This is a genomic window from Nocardia bovistercoris (assembly GCF_015674855.1).
Taxonomy (GTDB): Bacteria; Actinomycetota; Actinomycetes; order Mycobacteriales; family Mycobacteriaceae; genus Nocardia; species Nocardia bovistercoris.
The window spans coordinates 63,900-75,939 of the sequence record NZ_JADMLG010000003.1 but is presented as its reverse complement, the minus strand read 5'-3'; the positions used below and the strand labels follow the sequence as shown (position 1 = coordinate 75,939).

At 69.9% G+C, this 12,040-nt stretch carries 9 protein-coding genes; 5 read left to right on the top strand and 4 right to left on the bottom strand.

Translation table 11 applies throughout. The features are described from left to right. Position 1: 1 nt before the first annotated feature. From IT779_RS08375 to IT779_RS08365, 3 genes are read left to right on the top strand one after another with little or no spacing between them, the layout of a single operon-like run. Positions 2–1,318, top strand: coding sequence for a hypothetical protein (locus IT779_RS08375; protein ID WP_196148647.1), 1,317 nt, complete (start codon positions 2–4; stop codon positions 1,316–1,318). After that, positions 1,315–2,583, top strand: coding sequence for a CHAT domain-containing protein (locus tag IT779_RS38720; RefSeq protein WP_196148646.1), 1,269 nt, complete (start codon positions 1,315–1,317; stop codon positions 2,581–2,583). The genes IT779_RS08375 and IT779_RS38720 overlap by 4 nt, the downstream gene beginning before the upstream one ends. Continuing rightward, the gene (locus IT779_RS08365) at positions 2,580–3,968 is read left to right on the top strand and encodes a hypothetical protein (RefSeq protein ID WP_196148645.1); all 1,389 of its coding nucleotides are present in this window, start codon (positions 2,580–2,582) and stop codon (positions 3,966–3,968) included. Before IT779_RS38720 ends, IT779_RS08365 begins: the two co-directional genes overlap by 4 nt. 150 nt (positions 3,969–4,118) lie before the next feature. Here IT779_RS08365 and IT779_RS08360 read toward each other — a convergent pair whose 3' ends face one another. Both IT779_RS08360 and IT779_RS08355 read right to left on the bottom strand, forming a co-directional pair. After that, on the bottom strand, positions 4,119–4,586 hold the full coding sequence (locus tag IT779_RS08360; RefSeq protein ID WP_196148644.1) for a nitroreductase/quinone reductase family protein: 468 nt from the start codon (positions 4,584–4,586) through the stop codon (positions 4,119–4,121). A 67-nt stretch (positions 4,587–4,653) separates the two neighbouring features. Continuing rightward, positions 4,654–7,926: a BTAD domain-containing putative transcriptional regulator gene (locus tag IT779_RS08355; RefSeq protein ID WP_196148643.1), complete on the bottom strand. Its 3,273-nt coding sequence runs from the start codon at positions 7,924–7,926 to the stop codon at positions 4,654–4,656. Between the two features lie 92 nt (positions 7,927–8,018). Here IT779_RS08355 and IT779_RS08350 point away from each other — a divergent pair, with 92 nt between their 5' ends. Continuing rightward, the gene (locus tag IT779_RS08350) at positions 8,019–8,696 is read left to right on the top strand and encodes a hemerythrin domain-containing protein (RefSeq protein ID WP_232541568.1); all 678 of its coding nucleotides are present in this window, start codon (positions 8,019–8,021) and stop codon (positions 8,694–8,696) included. Here IT779_RS08350 and IT779_RS08345 read toward each other — a convergent pair. Next, a complete protein-coding gene (locus IT779_RS08345; protein ID WP_196148642.1) occupies positions 8,672–10,111 on the bottom strand; it encodes an alpha/beta hydrolase domain-containing protein in 1,440 nt (479 codons plus the stop codon). The genes IT779_RS08350 and IT779_RS08345 overlap by 25 nt on opposite strands. A gap of 611 nt (positions 10,112–10,722) precedes the next feature. Between IT779_RS08345 and IT779_RS08340 the strand changes: the two genes are divergently transcribed. After that, positions 10,723–11,283, top strand: coding sequence for a hypothetical protein (locus IT779_RS08340; RefSeq protein WP_196148641.1), 561 nt, complete (start codon positions 10,723–10,725; stop codon positions 11,281–11,283). Here the strand turns inward: IT779_RS08340 and IT779_RS08335 are convergent. Beyond that, complete coding sequence (locus IT779_RS08335; protein ID WP_196148640.1) at positions 11,280–12,020, bottom strand: PaaI family thioesterase; 741 nt, start codon at positions 12,018–12,020, stop codon at positions 11,280–11,282. The genes IT779_RS08340 and IT779_RS08335 overlap by 4 nt on opposite strands. Between the last annotated feature and the right edge of the window lie 20 nt (positions 12,021–12,040).

Below are 12,040 nucleotides of genomic sequence, written 5' to 3'. Positions count from 1 at the left end.
TGTGGCGATGCTGCTCCAACAGGAGCATTGGCTGCCGGTCGTGGCGGTGCGCCTGACGATGGAGCAGCGCACGCCCAGCGTGGAGCTGCGGTTGATCGTGAACGTGGATGGCGTGCAACAGGTCCACGGGACGCGTCGGATCGATCTGTCCGAATTCGGGTACGGGGCGGTGGAGGGGCCGAGTAGATCAGAACTCGCGGTTCCCGGTGCTGTCGCGGAATGGGTCGGGGCATGGGCGCGCGCGGAACTGGTCGAGGCCGATCCGCTGTGGCTGCACCTGGTCAAGCCCTACGGTGCGCTCGGCGCGGTGCCGTGGGAACGCGATCTGCAACCGGCGGTGGCTCGTCCGCTGTTGCGCCTGCCGGACGTTTTGCCGAATCCGGTACGAACGACCTCGACCTACGATCTGGTACTCCTCGTGGCCTGCCCGTGGGAGCGGCCCGACACGGCAACTCCGGAGATCCTGCGCGCCGTGGCCGGTGTCCCCGACGTGCGTGTGCACGTATTCTGCGATGCCCGAACGCGAGATCGTCTGCGTGCGGCCGTCCCCGCTGCCGGTGATGTGACGCTCCATACCTACTTGCCGGAGTTGGTCGACAAATCCGACGACGGCGACTACGCCAGTGATATTCGCAATCGATGGTTCCGGTGGATCAAACTGTCGTTGGCGGGACAGAGCGTGGACGCGGTGCACATGGTCGCGCACGGCGCGCAACTGGGTCCGCAGGGCGCGATCCTGTTGCCGGACCTGCCCGATGACGGGGGCTCGATGTTGACATTGATGCAGGCGGGCGAGTTGGCCGCCGCCCTCACCCGGTTGGGCGCGCTCACGGCGGGCTTCACCCGGCCACAGCACAACAACTCCGACTACGGTCTGCGCCGTGTGGTGGACGACCTGGGTTCGACCCGGGCGGGCCCGGTGCTGCTGCACGAGCCCGAGGGACCGGCCCCGGGAGCCGACCTGACCGCGTGCTACCGCTTCCTCAGAGAATTCCGCCCCGCCGCGGCGCCTGCGAGCCCTGATGTTCTGCTCTATGCCCAGCCCGACCACGTCCGACGACCAGCTGAGGCCATGCCCGACTTCCCATCGGTCATCCCGCGTCCGACCGCGACACCCTCGGTGTCCCGTCATTTCGACCGTGAGGCGACGCCGGCGTGGCTAGGCGCCGCGCAACGTTATATCGAGCAGAAGGAGGGCGAACTGCGCCGATTCCGGGGATCGCCCAACAGCTCCGAGAGTGCGTACTACGCGGGGGTCGCGTCCGCGCTGGAGAAGGCGCGTGCGGTAGTCGAACGTCATGCGGAGCGTGAACTGTGAAGCGCATCGTGGTCAACCTGCAACCGTCGTTGGACGGCGATCTTCCCGTCTACTTCGTCGAGGCCGACGGCGTCGATCGGGCGACGAAGAAGATCGACCTGTCCGAAATCGCACTGCTGGAAGGGTTGCGCGACGTCGGCAAGATCGGTGCGGCCATCGCCGCCCGGCTCTCCGAGCACGACCGGGTCAAGAACGCGCTCGCCGTGGCGTTGACCCGCCGGATCGAGGATCCCAGCCTGCCGATCTATTTCTTCATCGGCGTCGATACCGCGGTGTCGTTGTCGTGGGAAGCGTTGCGAGAAGCACAGAAGTACCTCGCCCTCGACCCCAGGTGGCCGATCGCGCGTTTCCCGAGGGGCGGCGATACGGAGTCCGCGACCGAGCGGGCGTTCGCATCACCGCTGAAGGTGGTCTCGGTCATCTCGGCGGTCGGTGTCGACGGAAGCGCCGAATGGAACAGTATCTTCGGCGCGACCCGGGCCGCGCCCGCGGGCCTCGACATCGAATTGACGGTGATCACCGGCGACGAACACGTCGCCGACGCAGCCCGCCGAGACCTCGCCGCCGAGCGGGTGATCATGATGCCCGGCGCGGCGGATCCGGAGTCGCTGGTGCCTCGGATCGCCGCGCTCGCACCGCATATCCTGCATGTCTTCTGCCACGGCGCGGTGCGCGACGAGCAAGCGGTGCTGGAGCTGGCGACAGTATCGGATTTCGACCGCGGCACGAGTTCGGTGATCGTGCCCGCGATCGAACTCGCCCACGCTGCCGCTCGGACCGGCACCTGGCTGGCGCATCTGAACACGTGCCGCAGCGCGCAGGCGACAGGCGAACAGCTCACCCACGCGGAGGAATTCGTCAACACCGGAGTGCCGGTCGCCATCGGGATGAAGCGCCAGATCAACGATACCGACGCGGTCGCGTTCTCGGCGATGTTCTACCGCAGCGTCTACACCCGGATCGCCGCGATCCTCGCCCGGGGCGCGGGTCGGCACGAGATGGCCTGGGCCGACACGATGGTTGAGGCCAGGCAGAAACTGCGCGACATGCACGTCGACGATGTCGCCGAAGCCGACGCCTGGACAGTGCCCGTCATGTACACCCGCCGCGGAACGTTCACCCTCGACATCGCCGCGCCCGGTCAGAGCGAGAACGATCTGCAACGGGCCATCAGCGAGACCACCGTCATCGACGGATTGGCGGACCTACTCGCGATCGACGCGCCCGAGGTCGCGGCCGACCTGCGAGCGGCGGCCCGGCGATGACCACACCGCTGCCCGCGACCATCACCCTCAACGCCTTCACCGGAGACGACGAAGTCTCCAGCGTGACCGCGCCCGAGGCGTCGCGATGGGGCGCCAAGACGAAGATGTTGACGCGACCGAATCTGCTGGCGCCGCCGGTCGTGAATCCCGACGACTGGCGCGACCCCGAGATCGGGTGGGGTGTGATCCTTCCTGAGGTCTCCGACCTCACTGCCGCCGACAAGGCCGCGGGCGTCGACGCGCCCGAACCCGTCCGCAGGTTGATCAGCGCCCGCGGTAACGCACCCGTGCTGCGCTGCGTGCCAGGCGATACCGAATTCCTCACCCGCTACTACAGCGACGGCACCGCACAGCGCCTCGTCATCGGCAACTCCGAATTCGGTACCGGCAGAGGCCGAATGCCGCTGTACCTGTTGATCGTCGGGTCGCCGACCGTAGTCCCGTGGGATGTGCAGTTCTCACTCAACCGCCGCCAACACGTCGGAAGGCTCGACCTACCCGACGCCGAACTCGGCAACTACATCGACGCGCTGCTCACCGACTGGGCGGGTATGTCGGTCGCACCGACCACACCGCTGGTCTGGAGCACCGCTGTCGACACGATCACCACCGCCATGCAACGACTGGTCGGCGACTTCCTCACCACCCGGATGAGCGGCGACCCCGAACTTGCGGTCACCCGCCGCTCCGGCGCCGCGGCTACCTGCGCGGCGCTCATCACCGCACTCGCCGCCACCACACCGGCCGTGGTGGTCACCTCGAGCCACGGCAAGACCGGCCCACTCGCCGACCCCGCCGCCATGCGCGCGACGCTCGGCTCACCCGTGGACGCCGATCACTCGACACTCGACGTCGACGAACTGCTCGGCGCATGGACGCCGTCGGGCGCGGTGTGGTACTCGCAAGCATGCTGTTCCGCGGGCAGCAACAACGGCACCTCCTACGGCGGTCTGCTGCAAACAGATTCGACCGCGTTCAAGGTCGTCGACGGGGTCGCGGGCCTCGGCGCCGCGGTCGCGCCGCTTCCGACCCGGCTGCTCGGCGCCGACAAGCCACTGCGCGCGTTCATCGGACATGTCGAACCGACCTTCGATTGGACACTGATCGAACCGAGCAACGGTCAGCCACTCACCATGCCACTGATCGAGGCGATATACCCGAATCTGTATCGGCGACAGCCGATCGGCCGCGCACTGCAATCGCACTACCTCGGCGTCGGCGAACTCTACGCACGGCTCGCGAGAGCCCGCGACGGCATCGACACGCAAGAGCCCGGCGCCCGCGAACGCGCCACCTACACCAAACTGACCGCCATCGACCGACAAAGCCTGGTCATCCTCGGCGACCCGACATCGATGATCCCCGCACTACCGAGCACACGATAGCCACGGCGCCGACTGGGCCCCGAGGACAGTACGCCGAGCAGCGGACATCCTGATCGGGTCGGTCACACGCTCGGGTCGAACCGGGGTCGTTCGTAGGAATTCGCCCGAGCGCCGCGGCCTCGGGCCGGGAGTCGCGCTGACCGCCTACGGCTACGGCATATCGCCTGCGACCGGGGCGAGCAGGATCAGCGGTATCCGGCGGGTGGTCCGCTTCTGATAGGTCTCGTATCCCGGATACGCCGCGACGACCTCCGGCCACCGCCGGTCGCGTTCGGCCGGGTCGAGTACGCGGGCGGTCATGGCTCGCGTGGCGCCGTGCTGGAAGGACACCCGCACGGACGGGTCGGCGCACAGATTGTGGAACCAGTCGGGGGAGACGTGGTCGCCCGCGCGGGAGGCCACGATCAGGTAGGTCGAATCCGTCACGACGGGAACTGTGAGAATCACGGTGCGCGGCAGGCCGGTTCGTCGTCCGGTGGTGGTGAGTGCCAGTGTCGGCATCCTCTTGAAACGGGTGCCGAGCCGTCCGCCGCTGAGGTCGAGCACGGCCCGGTGCGCGGAGGTCGTGGTCTTCAAGAACAGGTCGGTGGCGGCGCGGAAGCGTCGGGTGGATGGCATCGGTACTCCTCGGTCGATGGGATCGTCGGGAGTGATGGTCCGGGCCGCACTTGTGAACGACCAGTGATCAGCTCTCGAGGCGGCGCGTGGCCTGTGCGCTCCACGTCGGGTTCCCGCAGCGCCGCGCCATCCGCAGTGCGGCCAGGTAGTGTTCGGCGGCGAGCGCGCGATCGCCGCCGCGGGCCGCCAGATCGCCGAGGACGGTGTCGACCGGGCCGACGGCATAGGAACCGGTGTCGGCGCCGCCGAGTCGGTCGCGCCAGGGGAGCAGTTCCCGGTAGAGGGTCGCCGCCTCCGCACGCGTGCCGAGTTCCGCCACGACCATGCCGCGCATCGTCAGGAACAGCGAGCGGAACAGGTCGTCGCGGATCGGTCGGCCGCGCTGCCGCGCGCGTGCCGCCTCGTCCCGGTCGCCCGCCGCCAGCAGGGCGAGCACCTGGAAATCCACCACGGTGTCGGCGGTCTCGGCGGCGGCGCTTTCGGCGTACGCGCGGGCCATCTCGGCGAGTTCACCAAGGCGACCTTGGTGCATACGCACCACGAACAGCGCCATGGCCAGGATCCCGCCGGGGTTCAGAATGCCCGCGCGGGTGGTGAGTTCGCCCGCCGCGAGATAGTGCCGCTCGGCCGCCTCCGGGTCGCCGGACGCGAGCGCCGCCAGCCCGGCCGTCATCGTGTTCGCCACCTGCGCCTGCCGCCACTGGTAGCGGTCGGCGAGCGCCGTCGTGACGCTCAGGTGTTCGCGAACGGCCGCGATATCGCCCTCGGACGCGGCGGCCTGGATCGATACCGTGTGGCCGAGCAGCAGGTAGTCCTTGCGATCCCGGCGACGCCCGAGTTCGATCAACTCGGCGCCGAGCGGGCCGCGGTCCGGGCAGGCGTAGAGGGAGGCGCGCGCTTGCAGCGCGGGCGCGAGCAGGTCGTCGTCGCCGAGTGCGCGCGCCAGGACTTCGGCCTCTGCGGCGGCCGCCGCGGCGCGTTCCTCCGCAACGCCGCCGATCTCGTCGGCGAAGGTGACCAGCAGCCTGCACCGGTCGGCGGCGGTCAGATCCGGGAAACGCAGTGCGTCGGTGATCCAGTCGACCACTTCGTGCTCGGCCACGCCGTACATCCGGTTCACCCACGGGGTGGGGGAGTCCCAGGCGGTGAACACCCGCACCAGCAGATCGACCCGGCCCGCGTCATCGGCGAGCGCGGCCGCGCGGCGCCGGGCCGAGCGTGCGGGTTGTCCGGCGCCGCCGGCCAGGTGCGCCCGACTCGCCAGGCACAGCAGGTCGACACGCTCGGTGACGGTGTCGGCGACGACGTCGCGCTCGAGCGCGGCCACGGCGCGTTCGTAATTCGACGCGGCGACGTCGTGGGCGTAGCGGCGTTCGGCGCGCTCGGCGGCGGCCACGGCGTAGTCGGCGGCCCGGCGCGCGGTGTCCGCGGTGACCGATTCGCCGTAGTGGTGGGCCAGCGCGGCGACATCGCCGGGCGCGAGTTCCTCGAGCGCCCTCGCGATCCGTCGGTGCCAGCGGTCGCGGCGAATCCGGGACAGGTCGCCCAGCAGGGTGTCGCGCACCATGACGTGCGTGAAACGCGCTCGGCCGCCGCCTGGTTCGTCGAGCAGTCCCGCCAGCACTCCGGCCTCCACCGCGTCGAGCACGTCGTCCTCGGACACCTCGGCCGCGCGCACCAGCACCGCGACCTCGAACTCCCGCCCGATCACCGCCGCGAGCCGCAGCAACGCGACCGCGGTCTCCGGAAGTCGGGACAGTCTGCGACGCAGCACATCCCGCACGCCCTGCGGGACGTCGGAGGCCGCCACCACCTCGCCTTCGCTGCGCAGCAGCCGCGCGACCTCGACCAGGTAGAACGGATTGCCGCCGGTGCGTTCGTGCAGCGTCCTGACCACGGTGGTCGTCGGCGCGTCGCCCGTCAGCGCGCCGATCAGGCGGGCGCTGTCCTCGACGGCGAGGCCGCGCAAGCGGATTCGGGCACGGACGGTGGTGGCCAGTGCCGCGAGTGCGTCGGCCAGCGGCGGCGGAGCCTCGTCGGGTCGGTAGCCGATCAGCACGAGTGCGGGTACCCGACCCGCGACGGCGGTGAGCAGCGCCGCCGTCTCGGCGTCGGCGCGGTGCAGGTCGTCGAGCAGCACAGCGAGCGGCGCGCGGTCGGCGACCTCGGCGAGATAGTCGCAGACCGCCCGGTGCATCAGGAAACGGCCGTGGGCGCGGTCGGCGTCCGGTGCGCCGACACCGTCGGTGAGCAGCGGGGCCAGGGCCGCACCGAATGCGCCTGGATCGTGTTCGCGGGCCAGGACGCGCAGGATCTCCACCCACGGCCACGCCGACGGAGCTGCGTCGTCCTCCGGGCAGCGCCCGATCACCACCCGGTAGCCACCCGAGCGCAATTCGGCCGCGAAATGGTGCAGCAGCGTGGATTTTCCGCTACCCGCCTCGCCCGCCACGGTTGCCGACCGGGGACCGGAACCCGAGGCCGCCACCCGCAGCGAATCGAGTTCCGCTGTGCGGCCGAAGAATTCGGGTTCCCCTTCGGCGGGCGGCGCGACGGCAGCCTGCGGACGGCGAATCACCTTTTCCGGCAGCGGTATTCGCTGAGCGAGAATATCCGCTTCCAGACGGGTCAAGGCCGGGCCTGGATCGATGCCGAGTTCGTCGGCGAGTACGGCGCGGGCGCGGCGCAGGGCGGCGAGCGCGTCGGCTTGACGGCCTGCTCGGTACTGAGCCAGGGCCGTGAGCCGCCACGCCTCCTCCCGCAGCGGGTGTTCGGTGCTCAACACCTCGGCCTCGGCGGCGGCGAGCGCCGGTTCGTCCAGTTCGAGCAGCGCGGCCGCGAGCTGTTCCCGGGCGCCGAGCCGAAGTTCCTCCAGGCGCGCCGCTTCGGCGGTGGCCCACGGTTCGGCGGAGAAGGCGGCATAGGCGGGGCCGTGCCAGCGGGCCAGCGCGCGTTCCAGCGTGCGCCGCCGCTCGCGTGGATCCTCCTGCCCGGCAGCGGCTTCCACCTCGGCGACGAACCGCCAGGCATCGACGTCCGCGACGGTCGGACACACCGCATACCCTGGCGTTCGGCTGATCAGCACCGTGGCGGGAGTGCGCGGCGCGCGGGCGGGCTCGAGCAGCCGCCGCAGATTCGACACATAGGCTTGGAGCGCGCCGAGCGCCCGCGGCGGCGGCTCCCCGCGCCACAGGTCGTCGATCAGGCGGTCGACCGGTACCACCTCGCCCCGCGCGACCAGCAGTCGCGCCAGCACGCCTCGTTGCCGCGGGCCGCCGAGATCGAGTTCGCCCCGCTCGTCCGCCGCGGTGAGCGCGCCGAGTACACCGATCCGAACCATGACCCGCCAAGTGTAGGACGGCGCACTCCTAGTGGTTCGCAAGTGCCGCACCGCACAGTCGCCGTGATCCCCGACAGCGACAGGAGCCAGACATGAACGCCACCGCCACCGCGACCGCCCGTCCCGACACCTATGACATGGTGCTGCTGCACAATGCCTTCCGCCGCCACCTGCGCGCCATGCCCGGCCTGGTGGCGGCGGTGGCGCCCGAGGACGCCGCGCGCGCCCGGCGCTTGGTCGACTTCCTGGACGAGCTGCGCACCGGCCTGCACCACCATCACACCGGCGAGGACGAACTCCTGTGGCCGATCCTGCTCGAGCGCGCACCCGCCGATGCCGCCCCGATCCTGCGCATGGAGGAACAGCACGAGCGGATCACCGAGCTCACCGAACGCGCCGCGCGCGAGGGCGCCGAATTCGCCGTCGCCGCCGACCCCTCGGTGCGGGACCGCTTCGCGGGCACGCTCTCGACGCTCGCGGACATCGTGGACGCGCACATGGCCGACGAGGAACGCTGCGTCCTGCCGGTGGTCGAGAACGTGCTGACCGTGCCCGAATGGCGGGCGCTGGGGGAGCGCGGGCGCGAGCACATGCCGAAGGACCGGCAGTTGATCTTCCTCGGGTTCGTCCTCCAGGGCGCCGCGGCCGCCGACCGCCGCAAGATGCTCGCCGAGATGCCGCTGCTCGCCCGCGTCGCCTGGCGGCTGCTCGGCCGCCGCGCCTTCGCCGAGGAGTACCGGGAGATCTACCGCACCGAGCCCGACTGGTGAAATGCCCCCGGGTCGAATCGCCATTCGGCGGTGATCGCCGTGAGTTCGAGGATTTCCTGTCGATCGGCGCTGGTGAGGAAACCGGCTGCGATCGTCCGGTCCAGCGCGGTGGTGAATTCGGTGAGGTATTCGGTGCGGCCGCCGGGATACCGGCGGTGCAGGTGGGCGGTGTCGAACAGTTCGCCGGACCCGAACAGCTTCGACATGCGGTCGCTCTCGGTGTTGAGGCCCGAGGTGGCGGCGAGCGGGGTGTCGACCCACGGGGTGCGCACGCCATCGCGTGCGATGCCGTGGCTGTCGGTGGCGATCGTCGGGGACTCGTCGTCGGTCAACGCGATGCGCGCCGCCGCGGGCGCGGGGCGGCCGGTGCGGACCCAGTCGTCGAGTCGGGCGATCGCGGCGTGGAGCACGTAGTGGTGCTGGGGGGCGAAGTTGAGGAAACGGTCGAGTCGGCGACCCATGAGTGTGTCGGTGGGGCGGAAGGCTTGGGCGAGGTCTTCGATGGGTGCGCGTCCGCTGTCGAGGAACGCGCCTTGGATGGTGTAGTTGTCGGCGTGCGCGGCGCCGGGAATCTCCCAGACGCGCAGGAACTTCTCGTCCGGTTGTCCGGCGGTGCAGTAGCCGGGCAGTACCCCGCCGACGAGGTCGGTTTCGGTGATCACGGCCAGCACCGGGGTTCGGAGGTCGTCGCGGAATCGCGGACAGGGCAGGGAAGCGACGGTGTCGGGGTCGAGGATCGATCGTCCGTCCAGCGGCGCGGCGGGGCCGAACCGTGAGTGCACCAGGTAGCCGTCGTAGATCTCGGCGAGGGGTGCGACCGCGTTGAGGTAGGTGGTCAGGAACATGGCCGACTGGGACTCGCCGACCGCCAGGATCCGTTCGGGGCGCAGATCGCCGAGTAGTTCGTCGCCGCGGTGCCGAACTACTGCTCCGAGTTGGCTGAACAGGTCGAAGGCGAAGGCGTCGCCGGGGTGGGTCAGGGGTGCGTAGCGCTGGGGGTCCAGTGTCTTGAGGGAGAGATCGCCGACGAGAGCGGCGCCGCCCTCGATGCCGACTCGCTGAGCGGACACGCCGACGTAGGCGTAGCCCGCGCGCAGCAGTTCGCGATGCGCCATCAGCCAGACCGCGGGAGCGTCGAGGCCGCCGCTGACGTTGAGCCACTCGACGACGACCGTGCCGTTGAATCGGGCGCCGTCGGCCGGGACGACGGTGACCGCTCGGGTGAGGTAGTCGGCTCGCTCGGCCGGGACGACGTCCCAGTGACCGTCGACGCCGAGTTCGCCGACAGGACGGTAGGACACCGCCGTCCCCGCGACGAAATATTCGTCGACCGTGTATCCGAGCGCGGTCAGGTCGTAATTGCCGAGCAGCAGATTCGGCGTTCCCCGAACGTGGCTGAGTACAGGATCTTTCACGGCTGATACCTCATGTCGTCGCTCGATCTCGTTCCCGCCACGCGAACCGGTGGGAGTTCACCCTACGAGTGTGCGACGGCGGCACACAAGGACTGCCGGAGTACCTCGTGGTCGGTGCAGGCCCTCCCGAAACGGCCGAGCCATCCTGCACCGGCGGTATCGGGAGGCTGTGGCCCTGCACGGCGCCCGAGTTCGAATTCCTCCGTGTGCGTACCGGTTCGAACGGGTGAGGGACGTTCGAACGGGTAAGGGATAGGGGCCCACGTCGGATCGGCGGGGGCCACCGCCGTTGCGCCGGGTCGGTGACCGATCCGTTACCCTGGTCGCGGCATTGGACTTAATTGGAGGTCAGGAATAAGTATGGGAAGCGTTGTGCTCGATATTGTCGCTTTGGTCACCAACCGTGCCGCGGCGTTCTGGAATTGGCTGGCGACCGGTTCGGCGGGTTTCCCTCCGCTCTGAACCGTAGTGGATCGATGGGCCCCCGACCGCGGGAATCCGAGGAGCGCGGCGGGGGTTCGTCGTTTTCGTCGGCCTTCCGAATCCCTTGTCCGCGTGGCGAACCCGGATGACGGCGTGCGTTCGGGCGACATCGCGGTTATCTTCTCCGCATGAGTGTCGCCGATCGGGCGCGGACCCCGTTCTGGTTCGTGTGGTGGATGACCCTGCTCATCGGCTTGACGGTGCTGCTGTGCCTCGGCCTCGGCTGGGTGCTCGTGTCACAGGGCAGCGACACGACGCGCGCGGTGTTGCTGGCCTGCCTCGGCGTGGTCGGGGTGCTCGCGGCGCTGTTCGGCCTGCTCGGCCTGTTCCGCTACCGCGCCGTCCGACTGACGCTCACCGCGCCGCTGCTCATCGGTGCACTGGCCGTGCTGGTCTGGTACGACGTGCCAGAACGCGCGGGCTGGGCGGTGTCGCGCGGGATACTCGAGGATCAATCCGTGGACTGCGTGAACCCGGGACACCGCACCCGGCTCGGCGTTTACAGCATCCGCTACGTCGACCGCAAGGACGGCGGCTGCCTGTTCTATTTCGAAGGCGACGAGAAGAACTCCGAGGGGCTCGGCTACTTCCCCGACACCCCGCCGCCCTATATCGGAGCGCCCGCCGACCGCGGCGTGGCCTACGAGCCCTACCACATTCCCTGGTATCGTTTCGTCGACAATTCCTAGTTCGGGTCGCCGGCGCCGGAGGTCGAGCGCGGGACGATCCAGAGGGCTTCGGCCAGGGCGCAGGGGGAGCCGTCGGCGGTGGTGACCGCGACGCCGACGGTGAATTTGCGGCCGTGCGCGCCGATCGGCCAGGCATAGGAGAGGTAGTCCTCGCCCGCGCGGATCGGTGCGAAACGGGTCGCGGTGAGCGCGGCGGTGACCGCGCCGGTGCGTGGCATGCCGAGCAGTTCGATACCGGCCCAGCCGCCTGGACAGTCGAGCGCGGCCCACACGTTCTCGGGGGACAGGGTGCCGTCGGGGCGGGCGAGTTCGGCGTCGGGGGTCCACGCGGCCACGATCCGGTCGTCGAGGACGGACGGATACAGGCGCAGGCCCTTGCCGGGGGCGCAGTAGGAGCCGCAGCCGTAGCAGTCGGTGGGGCGTCGGGTGGGCAGCGCGGCTTCGGTGTGCGTGCTCGCGCGTTCCCAGGTGGGTGCGGGCGGGAGGTCGATCGTGACCGCGGACCCGCGTGCTTCGACCAGGACCGTGCCGTCGCGATCGGTGAGCGCGTACCCGCCGGATTCGGCGGCCGTCACCAGCAGCGGCGTGCCGACCGGGACCCGACGGCGGAAGTCGACGCGCAGGTGGGCATCATCGGCGACGCGCGAAGCGAGCAGACCCGCGACATATCCGCCGAACGCGACATCCGGATAGCCGTAGACGTGCTCCGGAATGGTGACCTCGTCCACTGCGAGCATGATCGGCACCCCTTACTCCC

What these genes read in the sequence shown, in the direction of transcription:
- IT779_RS08365 (WP_196148645.1), top strand. Translation starts at nt 2,580, where the DNA reads ATGACCACACCGCTGCCCGCGACCATCACCCTCAACGCCTTCACCGGA.
- IT779_RS08360 (WP_196148644.1), bottom strand. Translation starts at nt 4,586, where the DNA reads ATGCCATCCACCCGACGCTTCCGCGCCGCCACCGACCTGTTCTTGAAG.
- IT779_RS08355 (WP_196148643.1), bottom strand. Translation starts at nt 7,926, where the DNA reads ATGGTTCGGATCGGTGTACTCGGCGCGCTCACCGCGGCGGACGAGCGG.
- IT779_RS08350 (WP_232541568.1), top strand. Translation starts at nt 8,019, where the DNA reads ATGAACGCCACCGCCACCGCGACCGCCCGTCCCGACACCTATGACATG.
- IT779_RS08340 (WP_196148641.1), top strand. Translation starts at nt 10,723, where the DNA reads ATGAGTGTCGCCGATCGGGCGCGGACCCCGTTCTGGTTCGTGTGGTGG.
- IT779_RS08335 (WP_196148640.1), bottom strand. Translation starts at nt 12,020, where the DNA reads ATGCTCGCAGTGGACGAGGTCACCATTCCGGAGCACGTCTACGGCTAT.